This is a genomic window from Galactobacter sp. (assembly GCF_022712295.1).
GTDB lineage: Bacteria > Actinomycetota > Actinomycetes > Actinomycetales > Micrococcaceae > Galactobacter.
In genome coordinates this window covers 1-16,405 of the sequence record NZ_JALAGT010000181.1, presented here as the reverse complement: position 1 = coordinate 16,405, position 16,405 = coordinate 1, and the positions used below count along the sequence as shown (strand labels likewise).

Here is a 16,405-nt window from a genome sequence, read left to right as displayed (position 1 = left end):
GGCCCCCCCCCCCTCCTCCCCCACCCACCCCGGCCGAGCGGGGTGCTCGCTGCGCGTCCCCGTGGCGTGCACCGCCGTCGGGCCTTGGGAAAGAAACCCTGGGAGGGGAACCTCAGAGCACCTTGGACAGGAAGTCCTGTGTGCGCTCCTTCTGTGGGTTGCCGAAGAGTTCCTCTGGCGTGTTGGTCTCGCAGACCACACCATCGGCCAGGAAGACCACGCGGTTGCAGACCTCGCGGGCAAAGCCCATCTCGTGGGTCACCAGCACCATGGTCATGCCAGACTGCGCCAGCTCACGGATCACCTGCAGCACCTCCCCGACCATCTCCGGGTCCAAGGCGGAGGTCGCCTCGTCGAAGAGCATGATCTTGGGCTCCATCGCCAACGCTCGGGCAATCGCCACACGCTGCTTCTGGCCGCCGGAGAGCTGTGCCGGGCGGGCGTTGGCCTTCTCGGCCAGCCCCACGCGCTCCAACAACCCTTCGGCCTGCTTACGAGCATCTGCCTTGGACCTCTTTCCGGTGTCCACGGGCGCCAGCATCACATTCTCGATCACCGACATGTTCGGGAAGAGGTTGAAGTGCTGGAACACCATCCCCACGTGGCGGCGAACCTCGTTGATGTTCACCTGCTTGTCCATGAGGTCGAAGCCGTCCACGATCACGGAACCGGAAGTCGGTTCTTCCAACCGGTTCAGGCAGCGCAGGATAGTGGACTTACCGGAACCGGAGGGGCCGATCAGCGAGATGACCTCCCCCTCGTTGACCGAGAGGTCGATCCCCTTCAGCACGTGATTGTCTCCGAAGGACTTGGTGAGGTCCTTGACCTCGATCACCGCGTCGCTCATCACTTGTTCACCTTCTTGTCCACGTAGTTGGCCAGCCAGGTCAGCAGGGTGATCACCACGAAGTAGATGATGCCGACGATGATCAGCATCTCAGTGGTGCGGTAGTTGGACGCGTAGATCTGCTGCGCCTGGTACAGCAGTTCAGCGAAGCCGATGGTCAGCAACAGGGACGAGTCCTTCAGCGTGATCACCAACTGGTTGATGATGGACGGGGTCGCGATCTTCACGGCCTGCGGAACCACCACGCGCTGCATGGAACGGCCCCAACCGAGGCCCAGGGACCGCGAGGCCTCCATCTGCCCGGGATCCACGGACTGCAACGCACCGCGGATGATCTCGGTCAGGTAGGCGCCGGAGTTCAGGGCCAAGGTGGCGACACCTGCCCAGAAGATGTTGCCCGATGCACCCGTGATCTGCGGAAGACCGAAGTAGAACAGGAACGCCCAGACCAGGATCGGTGTGCCACGGAAGATGGACACGTAGGTGGTGGCGATACCGCGCAACCAGATGGACGGGGCGATCTTCATGAACCCGAAGATCAGGCCGAGGGCCAACGCGATCACGAAGGCCACCAGGGTGATCAGAACAGTGTTGCCGAGGCCCTTGGCCAACGTGGGCCAGGAGTCCGCCAGGAGCTCGAAGAAGTTGGACTTCTCGGAGCTGCCACTGCCGCTTCCGGAGGAACCGGAGTCGTCGTCGCCGAGGTAGGTCGCAAGGATCTTGTCGTAATCACCGGTGGACTTGAGGTTCTCCAGCCCGGCGTCGAAGGCGGCCAACAGGTCCGCGTTCTTGTCCTTGGCCACGGCGAAACCGTACTGGCCGCCCTCGATCTTCTCGGTGACGGCCTTCAACCCGGAACCCTGCTCGATGCCGTAGGCCAGCACCGGGTAGTCATCGAAGATCGCCACGGCCGTGCCGTTCTTCACCGACTCCACGAGGTTGGTGGACTGGTCCAATCCCTTGACCTTGAAGTCGTACTTCTTGGCCAGCTTCTTGGCCTCCGCCTCTGACTCGGTGCCGGTCTTCACGGCCACTGTCTCGCCTTTGAGATCCTCGTAACCCTTGACGTCCGTGTTGGACTTCGACACGGCCATCTGGACACCGGAGTCGAAGTACGGATCCGAGAAATCGAATGTCTGCTTGCGCTCATCCGTGATGGACATACCCGCGATCACGCCGTCGGCCTGACCGGAGGTGGTCGCAGAAACCGCGGCCTGGAAGCCCAGCGACTGGACCTTCACCTTGAACCCGACCTTGTCCGCGATCGCGTTCAGGAGGTCCATGTCGATACCCACGAGTTTGCCGTTCTTGCGGAACTCGAACGGCGCGAAGGTGGTGTCCGTCGCGATGGTGAAGGTCTTGCCCTTCACGGCGGCGGCCACGTCGTCCGGGATCGGGACTTCCTCCGTCGGGGCGTTGTCCGTCGCAGCGTCCTCGCCCAGGTACTTGGTGAGGATGTCGTCGTACTCGCCGGACTCCTTGAGCTCTGCCAGGCCGTCGTTGAACGCGGTCAGAAGTTCAGCATTCTGATTCTTCTTCACGGCGAAGCCGTACTGACCGCCCTCGATCTTCTCGGTGACCGCCTTCAGGCCGGAGCCCTGCTCGATGCCGTAGGCCAGCACCGGGTAATCATCGAACACCGCCACGGCGGACTTGTTCTTGACGGACTCCACGAGGTTGGTGGACTGATCAAGGTTCTTGACCTTGAAGTCGTACTTCTTGGCGAGATCCTTGGCAGCGGATTCGCCCTCCGTACCGGCCTTCGCCACCACGGTCTTGCCCTTGAGGTCCTCGTAACCCTTGATGTCGTTGTTGTCAGAGGACACGGCCATCTGGACGCCGGAGTCGAAGTACGGATCCGAGAAATCGAAGGTCTGCTTGCGCTCATCCGTGATGGACATACCCGCGATGACGCCGTCCGCCTGGCCCGAGGTCACGGCAGAGACCGCGGCCTGGAAGCCCAGCGACTGGATGTTCACCTTGAAGCCCTGCTTCTTGGCGATCGCGTTGATGATGTCCATGTCGATGCCGACGAGCTTGCCGCCCTGGCGGAACTCGAACGGAGCGAACGTGGTGTCCGTGGCGATGGTGAAGGTCTTACCCTTCACCGCTGCCTTGGCCTGCTGCGCCTTGACACTGGAGACGTGGACGGCTGTGGACTTCACATTGCTCGACGACTCTGTGCTCGCCGCTGCTGGGGCCGCTGTCGCGGCCGTCGCCGGAACCGCGACGGCTCCGACCACGAACGCCGCGAGGAGCGAGCCGAGCACGGCCCGCAGTCCCCGTCTACGAATTGGTTGTTTCACTTTTCTGTCCCGTTCCTCGAATATCGGGTGCGTAGCCCCTGACCGTGTGTCCCCGACCGGACGAAACGCCGACGCTGCATCTCGGTCACCGGACCGTTATCACGTGGGGCCGTGAGTGGGACCACTCTAACGAATGGCTGGCGGCCCGCCCCGAACCCGTGACGTGCTGCCCGGTTGGCTTCACGACTGGAATCCGGGCGGGCGTGCACCACAATGGAGAGCATGACCGCTTCCTCACCCAAACCCCCGGTTGCACCCAAACGCCCAGTCTCCACCGTCCACCACGGTGTCACGCGCAACGACAACTGGGAGTGGCTCCGGGACAAGGAGTCGGAGGAGGTGCTGGCGCATCTGCGAGCCGAGGACGCCTATGCCGCCGCCGTCACGGCCGACCAGCAGCCGTTGCGGGACGCCATCTTCAACGAGATCAAGTCCCGCACCGTGGAGACAGACCTCTCCGTGCCTGCACGTGAACGCGGCTGGTGGTACTACGCCCGCACTGAGCAGGGTAAGCAGTACCCGATCCACGCCCGGGTGAAGGCGCAGGACACCGGAGAGCCTGAGGCGGATTGGACGCCCCCGACCCTGACTCCGGGTGTGCCCGTCCCCGGGGAACAGATCCTGATCGACGGAAACGTCGAAGCCGAGGGAAAGCCGTTCTTCTCCTTGGGTGGGATGTGCGTCTCGGGCGATGGCAATCTGTTGGCCTACACGGTGGACAACGCAGGCGATGAACGTTTCACCTTGCACATCCGGGACCTCTCCACCGGTACCGATCTGGACGACGTCATCGAGGACACGTTCGACGACCCGGTCTTCACCCCGGACGGCATGCGGGTGATCTACACGACCGTGGACGAGACCTGGCGGCCCGACCGCCTGCACGTTCATACCCTCGGGACCCCGGTGGCCGAGGACCAAGTGCTCTTCTCCGAGTCCGATGCCGGTCTGTGGTTGGGGGCGGGTACCTCCCCCGACGATCAGGATCTGATCATCAACGCCGGCAACGCCGAATGGGGCGAGACCTGGGTCTGGCCGGGCATGACGGCCGGTACCGTCCCCGTGAAGGTGGTGCCCCGGGAACTGCGGACGCTGCACCAGGTGGTTCCGGTTGCCGTGGACGGCGAGCGCAGGCTGCTGATCCTGCACGATCTCGATGCACCGAATGGTCTGCTTTCGCTGGCGCCTGCGCTGGGTGGGGATCCCGCGGACTGGGTCCCTGTGATCGGAACGTCCGAGGAGACGAAGTTGGACGGCATCACTGCGAACGCCTCGTATGCGTTCGTGGGCGTGCGTGAGGACACCGTGCCGCGCGTGTGGACCCTGCCACTGGCGGGTTTGGGGACACCAGCGCAGGCACCCGTTTCGGCACCACTGGTGGGAGATCCCCTGCTCGACGACCTGGCTCCGGGCTCCTCCGCAGGTTCCGTGCCGCTGAGCGTGGGGTTGGTCTCGACAGCGTTCGAGGCTCCGACCGTGCGGCTGTCCCGCGCCGGGGACCTGCTGCCTGCCGAGATCCACGAGGTCGTTCTGGCCACCGGTGAGGACCGACTGCTGAAGCGGACCCCGGTCAAGGACGTGGACCTGTCTCGTTATCAGGTGACTCGGGAGTGGGCCGACGCGGAGGACGGGACGCAGATCCCGCTGACCGTCATGCGTCGGGCCGACGTGGTGGCGGATGGCACCGCGCCTCTGGTGGTCTACGGCTACGGGTCCTACGAGGCAAGCATGGACCCCGGTTTCGGGGTCGCACGCCTGTCGCTGCTGGACCGCGGCGTGGTCTTCGCCGTGGCCCACGTCCGGGGTGGCGGCGAGCGCGGACGCCACTGGTACTTGGACGGCAAGAAGCTGAAGAAGAAGAACACCTTCACGGACTTCGTCGACGCCACCCGCTGGCTGGTGCAGGCCGGCTGGGGGGATCCGACTCGGGTGGCCGCGATGGGCGGATCCGCCGGCGGGCTGTTGATGGGCGCCGTGGCCAATCTGGCGCCGGAACTGTACAAGGCGATCCTGGCCCAGGTGCCGTTCGTGGATGCACTGACCTCCATCCTGGACCCGGACCTGCCCTTGTCGGCGTTGGAATGGGAGGAATGGGGCAACCCGATCGAGGACGCCGAGGTCTTCGAGTACATGCGCTCCTACTCCCCCTACGACAACGTCACGGACCAGGACTACCCGCTGATCGCTGCCCGCACGTCACTGAACGACACCCGGGTGCTCTATGTCGAGCCGGCCAAGTGGGTGCAGGCTCTGCGCGACAAGTCCACATCGGGGAAGGAGACCGTCATGACCATCGAGATGGATGGCGGCCATGGCGGCGCCTCCGGACGCTACGAGGGCTGGAAGGACCGAGCCTGGGACTACGCGTGGCTGCTGTCGGCCTTGGACACCGAGGCCTGACGGGCACGTAGTGGACTCAGCACGGGCCGGTAGACTGACCTGTCGGCTCGGGGATTCCCGTGCCTCCATCGATCTGCCACGTATGCCCGTCCGCGAGACCCCACACCCACGGACGGCCGACGAAGAGGGTGCACCACCAGCTTGAACGAGCTCATCCAGAACATCACCGGCTACCCGGCAGGCACAGCCGCCTCCACCATGTCGTTGCTCACCGTGGTGAGTTTCGTCCTGATCGCCGTTGGCCTGGTCTTCCTGGCCCGTCGCAATGACCTGGGTTGGTGGGTCGTGATGCTGGGCTACTTCGCGGGGCCCATCGCGATCTCCCTCTACCCCGGCCAGTCCAACCTCTGGACGCTGCTCGGAGCCTTCCCGCTCTTCGCCTGTGCCGCAGTAGGTATGTACGGCTTCAGCCGCTCCGAACTGGCCGGGCGATTCACTCGTCGTGTCCACAACCAACGCTTCTCCGTGGTCGCCGTCATCGCGCTCTTGGCCCTCGCGTTCGTGCTCGCCCTGCTGCAGTTCGGTCAGGCACTGACCGAGCCCAAGGTGCTCTTCGGCGAAGGCATGCTGGTCCCGTGGCTCAGTTACGGATTCACGGCCCTCATCGCCGCCGGATTCGTGGGGATCGGATTCGGCGGCCGCTGGGCATGGTTCTTCCCGTTGGTGGGCTCCCTGGGGCTGGCGCTCTACACGGCCACGCATCCGGCATCCCGGCCCGACCTCGGCCTGTTCGTCTACCTCTTCGCCTACGTCGTGGTACTGATCACCTCGGTGTACGGGTTCTTCGCCTGGGGTTCCCCCGTGCCGGATGCCGCCGAAAGCGCGGCGGACCAGGGAGAAGACGAAGCCGAGCCAACGCCGTCGGGCACTGAGATCGACGACGCCGAAGGCGTCACAGAAGGCCCACCCAGCGGAAAGAACTAAGTTCCCAGGGCCTCCAACGGTTACCGTGGTGCAACCGCTCATGCCTGCAGCCGTTTCCACGGCGCGCGGAGCGGAACCACTGCAAACCGCATTCCTCCGGAGGCACAATGACGTCCCTTGACCCCACCGCTACGCCGAATCAGCCGGCAGCCGAGTCCCGCTCAGCCGGACACCTGATCGTCGACTCCCTGGTGGCCCACGGCGTCGAGCGTGCCTACGTGGTCCCGGGCGAGAGCTACCTGGACGTCCTCGACGGGCTGCACAACTCCTCCGTGGAGACCGTGGTCTGCCGCCACGAGGGCGGCGCCGCCTACATGGCTGAGGCCGAAGGCAAGCTCAACCAGCTCCCCGGCATTGCGATGGTCACGCGCGGTCCTGGTGCCGCTAACGCCCACGTCGGTCTGCACACCGCCTGGCAGGACTCCACCCCCATGGTGCTGTTCGTCGGGCTCATCCCGTTCGAACACCGTGACCGTGAGGCCTTCCAGGAGTTCGAGCCCAAGGCCTGGTTCGAGTCCGGCGCCAAGCGTGTGATGGTCCTTGACCACCCCGAGCGCGCATCCGAGATCGTCGCGGAGGCCATGTTCGCCGCCATGTCCGGTCGTCCCGGACCCGTGGTGGTCGGCCTCCCCGAGGACGTCCTGCGCGAGCAGGTCCATGCTCCCGTCCACCCGATCATCCCCGTCGCAACCGGCGGCATGACCGTCACCGACTGGAAGGCCCTCAAGGACGCCCTGCTCGAAGCGGAGCGCCCGCTGTTCGTCTTCGGCGGCAACGACTGGTCCACGGAAGGTGCGGAGACCTTCAGCACATGGCTCGAGGAGCACCACCTCGCCGCCGCAGCCGAGTGGCGTTGCGAGGGCCTGGTTCCCTTCTCCTCCCCCTCCTATGTGGGCCCCATCGGATATGGCCGTCCCAAGCCCACCTTCGATCTGCTGGAGGAGACCGACCTGCTGGTCTTCGTCGGCACCGTCCCCGGTGACGTGATCACCAACGGCTTCGACATCCGCCAGAACTGGGACCAGAAGAACTTCATCATCACCATGGACCCGTCCCTGCGCGGGCGCTCCGGCCCGGTGACGCACCAGATCGTCTCCAAGCCGGACACGTTTGTCCGTGACCTGGTGCTGATGGATCTGCCCGTGAAGCCCGAGTGGACCGCGTTCACCGAGCGCATGCGGGCCGAGCAGGAGGCCTTCGCGGCCCCCAAGGAGGCCAGCACCGACAACCAGCCTGCCACCATGGACGCCATGATGGCCCACCTGGTGGCGTCTCTCCCCTTGGATTCGATGGTGACGTTCGGCGCCGGCGAGCACACCAACTGGGCCCACCGCTACTTCCCCACCGAGTTCTACGGCTCCATGATCTCCACTCGCAACGGGTCCATGGGCTACTCCGTGCCCTCCGGTGTGGCTGCCTCGCTGAACTTCCCCGATCGGCTCGTCGTGACGGTGGCAGGCGATGGCGAGTTCCTCATGAACGGGCAGGAGTTGGCCACCGCAACCCAGTACGGAGCCACCCCACTTGTCATCGTGATGGACAACCAGGAGTACGGCACCATCCGCACCCATCAGGAGCGTTCCTACCCGCACCGCATCTCCGGCACGCAGCTGACGAACCCGGACTTCGCGCTCATGGCCCAGGCCTTCGGCGGCTACGGAGCCCGCGTCGAGACGAATGACCAGATCGCCGACGCCCTGGCAGAGTCCCTGCGCGTCATCCGTGAGGAAGGCCGCTTCGCGCTGATCCACCTCGTGGTGCAGCAGCGCGCCAAGGCGTACTGAGTCCCGGCGGTCCTGCCCCAGTTCTCGGGATCTACCCCAGTTCTGGGAATCTGTCCTCGTCCTCGGATTCGTGGCACCGCTTCAGTGCCCTGGATCCGAGAGCGGGGGCAGATCCATATCCGGGCAGGTGAAACAATGGGTGGGGCCGTGCTGTGACGCGCGAGCCGGAGCGCACCATTTGGAGGAAGAGCACACCGTGATCGAGTTGAAGTCAGCTGCAGAGGTCGAGGCCATGCGTCCGGCCGGACGTTTTGTGGCATCCGTGTTGACGGCACTGAAGGCCACGGCGGACGTCGGTGTGAACCTGCTGGAACTCGACAAGCTGGCGGCCACCATGATTCGCGATGCTGGGGCGGAGTCCTGCTACGTGGACTACGCCCCCTCCTTCGGCTCCGGACCCTTCGGATACTCCCTGTGCACCTCCGTCAACGACGCAGTGCTGCACGGCAAGCCGCACTCCTACGTGTTGAAGGCCGGGGACGTGCTCAGCGTGGACTTCGCCGCCTCCCTGCACGGCTGGGTCGCCGACTCCGCCCTGTCCGTAGTGGTCGGTTCTCCTGACGGCGCCGCGAATCCGGAGGGCCAACGCGTCATCGACGCCACCGAACAGGCGCTCGAGGCCGGCATCTCCGAGGCCCGCGTCGGCAACAAGATCGGCGACATCTCCCACGCCATCGGCGAGGTGGGCCGCTCCCTCGGATTCAAGATCAACACGCAATTCGGCGGCCACGGCGTGGGCCACACCATGCACGAGGAACCGCACATCGCCAACGACGGCAAGGCCCACCGCGGCTACAAGCTGGTGCCCGGCATGGTCTTCGCGATCGAGCCCTGGTTCATGGCGGGTACCGACAAGCTGCGCACCGGTGAGGACGGCTGGACGCTGCTGTCCGTGGACGGCTCCGTGACCGCCCACTCCGAGCACACCGTGGCCATCACCGAGGACGGCCCCCTGATCCTGACCGCCCGTTCCTGACTTGTCCAGAGGTAGTTCCATGCCCGACGGCGCCCCTGTCCATCCGCTCGCATCCGACCTGCCGCTGTTCGGCCTCGTCCTGCGCACGCCGCGGCTCGCGCTGCGGCCCGCCTGGGACGAGGACATCGTCGGCTTCGCCGACGCCTCGGTGGCCGGGATCCATCCGGACGATGAGATGCCGTTCGCTTCGCCATGGTCCCGCGGATCGCGAGAGGAGATCTTAGCGGGAACTGCAGCTTCCATCTGGTCGGAAGGGGCCGAGCGGAAACCCGAATCCTGGGTGGTCAGCTTCGCTGTGCGACGTGTCGACGCCGACGTCGAGGACTGGCGGGAGGCACCGATCATCGGCCGCCAGGATGTGCGCGGTCGGGAATTCCAGCTGCTGCGATCGCTGGATTCCGGTTCATGGTTGACCTCGTCCCACCAGGGCCAAGGCCTGGGATCCGAGATGCGGCAGGCCGTGGTGCTCTGGGCGCTGGACCATCTGGGTGCAACGGAGCTGACCTCGGGTGCCTACGACTGGAACGCGAAGTCCCTGGGTACTTCCCGGTCCGTGGGTTACGTGGACAACGGGACCAAGCGTGTGGTAATCGACGGCAAGGCGCAGGTGGAACAACACGTCCGCCTGACGCCTGAGACCCACCGCCGCCCGCCCTGGTCGCTGCAGGTCACGGGCGACATGGACGGTATCCGGGCGGAACTCGGGATCACACCCAAGGCCTGATCTCCCTCGGCATCACACCCCGGCCCGACGTCCCACGGCGCAATGCTCCCGGCCTGACCTCCTACGGCGCCATGCCCCCCTGTCTGACGTCCCACGGCGCCGCGGATCAACGGGTAGACAGCCACCGACCAGCTTGTCCTGAGGCTTTCCGTCATGACCGCATGCGTTCTGTATGAGGTCATGACGGAAAGCCTGGGGGAAAAGCAAGTGAGGTCGCGGCTACCCAGTGTGCACCTACGCTGTCCGGTTGCGGCTCAGAGCGCTGCGAGGACCTGGGCCTCAGAGTGCTGCGAGGACGTGCTTGAGGCGTTCGGTCTCGGCGGCGTCGAGGGTGGCCATGGGGGCCCGCGGGACACCGACCTCCAAGCCCTGCAGCCCCAGGCCAGCCTTCACCGCGGGGATGAACGGCAGGCTGATGAGGGCATCGATCACCGGGTAGAGCGCGTTCCAGGACTCCCGCGCTCCAACCAAGTCACCGGCCTTGACCTCGGCCACCACGTTCACGATCTGATCAGGCACCACGTTGCCGGTTCCGGCCATGACGCCCGCCGCGCCCTCCACGAGGGCGGAATAGAGGTAGGGGTCCCAACCGATGAACGTGCCGATCACATCCGAATGGTGGTGGATCAACTGCAACGCCTGCTCCCAATTGGCCGAGGAGTCCTTGATGTAACGGACGTTCTCGTGACGTTCAGCCAGACCCCGGACGGTGTCGGGGTCCAGGTTGACGCCGGTGGCGCCGGGAATGTTGTAGAGCATCACCTCACTGGTCACGGCGTCGGCGACGGCATCCAGGTAGGCCACGGTCTCGGCCAGGGTCATGGGCTCGTAGTACGGGGTCACGAGCATGAGCACGTCAGCGCCGGCTGCTTCCGCGGCCTTGGAGAGGCGGATGGCTTCCGCGGTGGAGGTGGCACCGGTCTGCGCGATCACTGGGACCCGGCCCGCTGCCGCGGTGACGACCGTGGAGACCACGGCCTCACGCTCGGCCGCAGTCAGGGCCCCGACCTCGCCCGTGGAACCACAGGCCACCACACCGTCAACGCCGGCACTGATGGAGCGTTCCACCACCTTGGACAACGTTGCATGATCCACCGATCCATCAGCGGAGAACGGGGTGACCAAGGCGGTGAGAACACCAGAAAGCTGCTGCGACATCGTCGGATATTCCTTATCTGTTAAGGGGTGAAGCTTGAAAAAAGGGGGGCGGGCTGCGGTCAGCCGACCACGGCCAGATGAGAGGTGTCGGCGCTCGGAGCACGAAGAGGCCTGCGCTGACGATGGGTTGCCACGATGCTCGCGGCCCGTTGCGCGGCCTCGAAGCCTGAGGTCACGGCGGATTCTGTGTAGAGGGTTCCGAGGAAGTCGCCGGCCAAGAACACGCGGTCAGATCCACGGGTCAGGGTGGTCTGCAGCTTGGCTCGACCGGGGAAGCAGTAGGGCGACGCCACGGCCCAGCGCTTGGTGTGGGCCTCCACCACCGAGTCCGCGAAGCCGTGTCCCAGGATCGCGTCGAGGTCATGCAGGTGGATGTCCTTGACCTCGTCGTCATGTTTGTCCAACAGAGCCGCCCCCAGCCCGGCCGGAGAGAACGTCATCATCGATCCGCCCGGCTTCCGCGTGGTCTCGGCACCACGCACGATGGAGGCTTGGTTCAGAGCGATCGCGAATGACGCCTTGGGCGCCGCGATGGCGTAGAGGTCATCCCACGGTCGGGGTCCGGTCTCATTGGTCAGAAAAGCGGTGGAGACGTGGGGGCCGTACTTCACGAGGCTCAGTGCCTCTCGCAGCGATTCCGGAAGGTTCACACCTACCCGGTGGGTGACGTCGGCTGTCGTCGCCATCACCACGGTGCGGGCAGCCTCTTCACGCTGGACGCCGGATTCCGTCCAGCGGACGGTCACGTGGTCATCGTGTTCCACGACTTCGTCCACCACGGCGCCCAGCCGCACTCTGTCACCCAAGGCGACGGAGAGGGACTCGGTCAGGGTGGAGGGTCCGCCCACGATCCCGCGGTTGAGACCCTGTCCCATGCCGAGTACCAGCGAGAAGTAGCCGATGCCGGCGCCGGCGGAGATCTGGTCCATGTTGCCGGCGGAACGAGTCACGGTGGTGCGGAACAGTGCGGCGGCGTCCTCCGGCAGATCACCGATGAAGTCCTGGAAGGTCCGATCGTTGGCGAAGTCATAGATGCGCTGTTGACGCTTGGCGCCGGACTCGCCCGGGCGGACCCGGACCACATCCACGTAGCGCGCCACCTGGGTGATCAACTTGGCGCCGGTGCGCACCGCAGCAACCTTGGCCTTGGCCGACATGGGGATGCGGAAGGGGTAGGTCGCAATGTGCCCCTTCTTGATGAACGCCCCGTTCATCGCCATGCCCTGCAGCGAACCGGGGATGTCCACCGCCTCAACGCCGATCTCACCCAACAACCGGTCGGTGGAGGATCCAGGTCCGGAGAAGACGTGTCCGCCCCAGTTCAGCCAGTAGTCCCCCCGTCGTTCGGACGAGAGTCGTCCGCCCACCCTGGTCGATGCTTCCAGTACCAGGGTGTCCCAGTGTCGCAGCCTCCAGCCGGCAGAGAGCCCCGCCAACCCGGCCCCCACCACGATCATGTCTCGCATGGTCTCCTCCTCACGTCACGTCGTTTTTTGACCGGCGTGAAGTGGGTTCGTTCGAGTCCGTGATCACACGCGGTGAGATGACTCTAAAATGTGATCACAGATGCGACAAGAGGTGGCTGGGGATTTATTTTCCGTGTCCCACGACGGAAACAATTCAGGCTGAGTTCCGATCCTCAGAGTCCACTTCCGAACGCGGGGAAACGAGGCCCATACGGACGCGCCTCGTAGCCGCCGCAAGTGAGTCCTGGGTGGCCTGCCGTGCCGCCGCGGCGTCTCCCCTCCGGGCGGCCTCCAACAGTTGGCGCTGGTACTCCAAGAGTGGCACGTACCCCACGGGAATCCCCGGGATCTCAACGGCTGCCAGGCTCTCCTGCACCTCCAACTCGTGTTGCACACCAAGGAGCTTGTAGGGGCGGCAGCGATGCCAGAGACTGTGGATCATCTCCATCATGACCTCATTGCCCGCTGCCTGATAGACGATTCCGAGGAACGCTTCGTCATGGTGCATGTAGTCGGCGGCATCCGCAGCATCCAGCGCCGTGGTCATGGCCTCGAGTTCACGTTGCAGTTGCTCCAGATCGGTCTCGGTGAGAGACGCGATCCCGATGACGGTGGCATCCGTCTCCAGCAAGGTCCGGACCGCATAGAGATCCAACAACTCACGGTCGCTGAACCCCCGGACCACTGCACCCCGATACGGTTCCGAGGTTGCGAGCCCCTGCTCCTCCAATCGCCTGATGGCTTGCCGCACCGGCATGGTGGAAATGTCCAGTTCCCGCGCCAAATCACGAATCCTGAGCCGGTAACCGACCGGCAGCTCACCGGTCACAATGGCGTGATGCAGGGCTTCGAACGCGCGCTCGCCCGCCAAAGGTCCGGGTTCCAAAGGTGTCAAAGCCATGGTGAACATCCTAGACACAGACCACGTTTTACATGCCGGATATGGACAGGAGCAGCCGACCAGTGGTGAGATGTGATCTCATCCAAAGATTGTGATCCGGCCCACGAGAAGGAGCCGATCGCACCGCCTCATGATCCGAAGGACCCTCATGACCCAGAATCCGACCGTGACCGTGCTCCGCCCCGAGACCGCCGCGGGATCACCGGAGTCGGTGCTCCCCGAGTTCCCTCCGCTGCAGCACTACATCGGCGGGGCCTTCGTCGACTCCGACGGAAGTGACACCGAGACCCTGGTCGATCCTTCGACGGGTGCCGCGGTGGCCCAGGTTCCGTCCGGCACCGTCTCGGACGTGGACAAGGCGGTGCAGGCAGCCGTGCTTGCCCGGCGTGCCTGGGGGCGGACCACCCCCGGCGACAGGGCGGCCGCGCTGCTGAAGATCGCCGATCTGGTGGAGGCCAACGCGGAGGTGCTGAAGGCACTGGAGTCCTTGGACACCGGCAAGCCGCTCTCCACCTCGGATGACGACGTGGCCGGTGCCGCCGATTGCTTCCGTTTCTCCGCCGGTGCGGCCCGTGCATACACCGAGTTGGGCTCAGGCGAGTACTACCCCGGGCACACCTCCGTGGTGGTGCGCGAACCCATCGGCGTGATCGGTGCAGTGGTCCCGTGGAACTACCCGCTGCTCATGGGCGTGTGGAAGATCGCGCCGATCCTGGCCGCGGGCAACACGCTCATCATCAAACCCTCGGAGCAGACTCCGTTGTCGCTGCTGAAGCTGGCGCAGCTCATCGACGAGGCCGACCTGCTTCCGGCCGGTGTCCTGAACGTGGTGTTGGGTAAGGGGACCGCGGTGGGAGACGCCCTCTCCTCTCACCCCAGCATCGACATGGTCGCCCTCACCGGATCCGTGCGGGCCGGTTCCGCCGTTGCAGAATCGGCCTCAGCCAGCCTCAAGCGGGTGCATCTGGAGTTGGGTGGCAAGGCACCCATGGTGATTCTGGCCGACGCGGACCTGCCCGAGGCAGCCGAACTGATCCGCACCGCCGGGTACTACAACAACGGGCAGGAATGTGGTGCGGGCACCCGCGTGCTGATCCACGAGTCGGTCGCGGACGAATTCACCAAGTTGCTCAAGGCGCAGGTGGAGACCTTCGTGATCGGAGACCACCGTGCTTCCGAGTCCGTCGAGTTGGGCCCCTTCATCACCGAGGCCCAGTTCGAACGCGTCAAGGCCTTCGTGCGGCGCGCCATCGACGACGGCGCGATTCCCGTGATCGGTGGCCAGGCGGCCGCGGGCGAGGGGTTCTTCTACGAGCCCACCATCCTCACCAACGTGGCGCCGGATTCCGAGGCCGCGCATGAGGAGATCTTCGGTCCCGTGGTCACCATCGAGACGTTCGAGACCACGGAAGAGGCCATCGAGCGGGCCAACGACGTCAAGTACGGGCTGGCCGCCTCCGTGTGGACCTCCAACGCGAAGGCCGCCATGGAACTGCCGTTGCAGCTGGACTTCGGCACCGTGTGGGTCAACACCCACCTGGTGCTGGCCAACGAGGTCCCATGGGGCGGGTTCAAGGGCTCCGGCTACGGCCGCGACCTGTCCATCTACGCCCTGCAGGACTACTCCCGCACCAAGCACATCCAACACAACCACGCCTGAGCAACGGCTCCGCCAGCGCACTCCATCAGGAGGCAGTTTCCGGAAATGGGGGCACGATCCGTGCCCGCATTTCCAGAAACTGTCCGAACCCTCGGGCGGAGGACGCGTTACACGCGTCGCGGTCCGATACGGCAGCATCCTGTCGTATTCGATGCCTTTGTGAATTGCCGCGGCTACCCGCTGGATACAGTGGAGGAGACGGCTACTAGAAAGGCAGCCCATGCCCCGCAGCTCCAGCGAGTCCTCCGGCCCCACAGCCAACAGATCCGTGGTCCGTGCCATCCAGATCCTGCGTGCGCTGTCCGCATCCGACCTGCCGATGACCGCCACGGACGTGGCTCAGTCCGTCGGGTTGCCACGTGCCACAGTGTTCCGTCTCCTGATGACGCTCGAGGAGGAGGGCTTCGTGTCGAGGACGGACACGCTGTACTCGCTTGGCTGGGACCTGGCACGCATAGCTGACTCGGTGGACCCCGTTTCGACTCTGGTCCCACGGATCTCCGGGATCATCGAAGAACTCGCCGACGAACTGGGGGAGACGGTCACCCTGTCTCTGCGTCGAGGCCGCTACGGTCTGGATCTGGTTGCCCAGGCGAATCCGCACGTCATCGGTCTCGAGATGTCGCAGATGAACGGGCAGACCTGGCCGCTGCATGCTTCCTCCACCGGGAAGCTGCTCCTGGCGGAACTCACCGAGCCCCAGGTGTTGACCGCGACCGGTCCGGAGTTGCCGGCCCTGACGGACAAAACCATCACCACCCAATCGGACCTGACCGCTGAGTTGGAACAGATCCGCCGCCAGGGCTGGGCCATCACCGACCGCGAACTCGAAGACGACATCGTCTCTGTTGCGGTTCCCATCCGTGACAGCGCCGGGACGCTCATGGCCATCCTCACCTGGGTTGGCTTGGCCCACCGCATCGATGCCGAACGACGGCGAACCCTGACCCAGGCCCTCATCGAGGGGGCGGAACGGGTCAGGACGCATCTGAACACGACCCCGGGGTGACCCTCGCATTGCGGCTTGAAGCCCGTTCCATGCGTCCGATAGGTAGGGCGCACCCTGGACAACTCCCACCGCCGCTCAAGTGAGACGGTGGTGATCATCCCGCCGGCTGCATCGATGAACGACGCCTCGAAAGTCGTCACTAGCGCTCTGTAGCCCTACAACCCAGCAGCCCTGAAGTACTGAAGCACTAGGCCGGCCTCACGGAGGCGAAACGCGAGAGGCGGTATCCGAACACCGGATACCGCCTCTT

At 65.1% G+C, this 16,405-nt stretch carries 12 protein-coding genes; 7 read left to right on the top strand and 5 right to left on the bottom strand.

Going from position 1 to position 16,405, the window contains the following annotated elements; genetic code table 11:
• Positions 1-112 precede the first annotated feature (112 nt).
• Positions 113-847 (bottom strand): amino acid ABC transporter ATP-binding protein, encoded by a 735-nt coding sequence (locus Q0A15_RS13080; RefSeq protein WP_291279967.1) that lies wholly within the window; start codon positions 845-847, stop codon positions 113-115.
• Positions 847-3,153, bottom strand: coding sequence for an ABC transporter permease subunit (locus Q0A15_RS15065; protein ID WP_367273396.1), 2,307 nt, complete (start codon positions 3,151-3,153; stop codon positions 847-849). The genes Q0A15_RS13080 and Q0A15_RS15065 overlap by 1 nt, the downstream gene beginning before the upstream one ends.
• Before the next feature lie 222 nt (positions 3,154-3,375).
• Here Q0A15_RS15065 and Q0A15_RS13065 point away from each other — a divergent pair, with 222 nt between their 5' ends.
• The 5 genes from Q0A15_RS13065 (at position 3,376) to Q0A15_RS13045 (ending at position 9,961) form a co-directional block, all read left to right on the top strand.
• The gene (locus Q0A15_RS13065; protein ID WP_291279966.1) at positions 3,376-5,553 is read left to right on the top strand and encodes a S9 family peptidase; all 2,178 of its coding nucleotides are present in this window, start codon (positions 3,376-3,378) and stop codon (positions 5,551-5,553) included.
• A 141-nt stretch (positions 5,554-5,694) separates the two neighbouring features.
• Entirely contained in the window at positions 5,695-6,477 is a 783-nt protein-coding gene (locus tag Q0A15_RS13060) for a nicotinamide mononucleotide transporter (protein WP_291279965.1), read from the top strand.
• 107 nt (positions 6,478-6,584) lie between these two features.
• The gene (locus tag Q0A15_RS13055; protein ID WP_291279964.1) at positions 6,585-8,261 is read left to right on the top strand and encodes a thiamine pyrophosphate-dependent enzyme; all 1,677 of its coding nucleotides are present in this window, start codon (positions 6,585-6,587) and stop codon (positions 8,259-8,261) included.
• Positions 8,262-8,457: 196 nt separating this feature from the next.
• Positions 8,458-9,237, top strand: coding sequence for a type I methionyl aminopeptidase (gene map, locus Q0A15_RS13050; protein WP_291279963.1), 780 nt, complete (start codon positions 8,458-8,460; stop codon positions 9,235-9,237).
• Between the two features lie 19 nt (positions 9,238-9,256).
• Positions 9,257-9,961 carry a GNAT family N-acetyltransferase gene (locus Q0A15_RS13045; RefSeq protein ID WP_291279962.1) on the top strand — a complete coding sequence of 235 codons (705 nt, stop codon included), beginning with the start codon at positions 9,257-9,259 and terminating at the stop codon, positions 9,959-9,961.
• 279 nt (positions 9,962-10,240) lie between these two features.
• Here Q0A15_RS13045 and dapA read toward each other — a convergent pair whose 3' ends face one another.
• The 3 genes from dapA to Q0A15_RS13030 form a co-directional block, all read right to left on the bottom strand.
• Positions 10,241-11,119, bottom strand: a complete 879-nt coding sequence (gene dapA / locus Q0A15_RS13040; RefSeq protein WP_291279961.1) for a 4-hydroxy-tetrahydrodipicolinate synthase — start codon at positions 11,117-11,119, stop codon at positions 10,241-10,243.
• A 59-nt stretch (positions 11,120-11,178) separates the two neighbouring features.
• Positions 11,179-12,585 carry an FAD-dependent oxidoreductase gene (locus Q0A15_RS13035; RefSeq protein ID WP_291279960.1) on the bottom strand — a complete coding sequence of 469 codons (1,407 nt, stop codon included), beginning with the start codon at positions 12,583-12,585 and terminating at the stop codon, positions 11,179-11,181.
• A 154-nt stretch (positions 12,586-12,739) separates the two neighbouring features.
• The gene (locus Q0A15_RS13030) at positions 12,740-13,486 is read right to left on the bottom strand and encodes a GntR family transcriptional regulator (RefSeq protein WP_291279959.1); all 747 of its coding nucleotides are present in this window, start codon (positions 13,484-13,486) and stop codon (positions 12,740-12,742) included.
• Positions 13,487-13,634: 148 nt separating this feature from the next.
• Between Q0A15_RS13030 and Q0A15_RS13025 the strand changes: the two genes are divergently transcribed.
• Both Q0A15_RS13025 and Q0A15_RS13020 read left to right on the top strand, forming a co-directional pair.
• The gene (locus Q0A15_RS13025) at positions 13,635-15,146 is read left to right on the top strand and encodes an aldehyde dehydrogenase family protein (protein ID WP_291279958.1); all 1,512 of its coding nucleotides are present in this window, start codon (positions 13,635-13,637) and stop codon (positions 15,144-15,146) included.
• A gap of 220 nt (positions 15,147-15,366) precedes the next feature.
• On the top strand, positions 15,367-16,155 hold the full coding sequence (locus Q0A15_RS13020; protein ID WP_291279957.1) for an IclR family transcriptional regulator: 789 nt from the start codon (positions 15,367-15,369) through the stop codon (positions 16,153-16,155).
• Positions 16,156-16,405: the final 250 nt, after the last annotated feature.

Excerpts from the sequence above, each read along its gene's own strand:
- Q0A15_RS13055 (WP_291279964.1), top strand. The coding sequence starts at position 6,585 with ATGACGTCCCTTGACCCCACCGCTACGCCGAATCAGCCGGCAGCCGAG.
- Q0A15_RS13045 (WP_291279962.1), top strand. The coding sequence starts at position 9,257 with ATGCCCGACGGCGCCCCTGTCCATCCGCTCGCATCCGACCTGCCGCTG.
- Q0A15_RS13025 (WP_291279958.1), top strand. The coding sequence starts at position 13,635 with ATGACCCAGAATCCGACCGTGACCGTGCTCCGCCCCGAGACCGCCGCG.
- Q0A15_RS13030 (WP_291279959.1), bottom strand. The coding sequence starts at position 13,486 with ATGGCTTTGACACCTTTGGAACCCGGACCTTTGGCGGGCGAGCGCGCG.
- Q0A15_RS13035 (WP_291279960.1), bottom strand. The coding sequence starts at position 12,585 with ATGCGAGACATGATCGTGGTGGGGGCCGGGTTGGCGGGGCTCTCTGCC.
- Q0A15_RS13020 (WP_291279957.1), top strand. The coding sequence starts at position 15,367 with ATGCCCCGCAGCTCCAGCGAGTCCTCCGGCCCCACAGCCAACAGATCC.
- Q0A15_RS13065 (WP_291279966.1), top strand. The coding sequence starts at position 3,376 with ATGACCGCTTCCTCACCCAAACCCCCGGTTGCACCCAAACGCCCAGTC.
- Q0A15_RS13080 (WP_291279967.1), bottom strand. The coding sequence starts at position 847 with ATGAGCGACGCGGTGATCGAGGTCAAGGACCTCACCAAGTCCTTCGGA.
- dapA (WP_291279961.1), bottom strand. The coding sequence starts at position 11,119 with ATGTCGCAGCAGCTTTCTGGTGTTCTCACCGCCTTGGTCACCCCGTTC.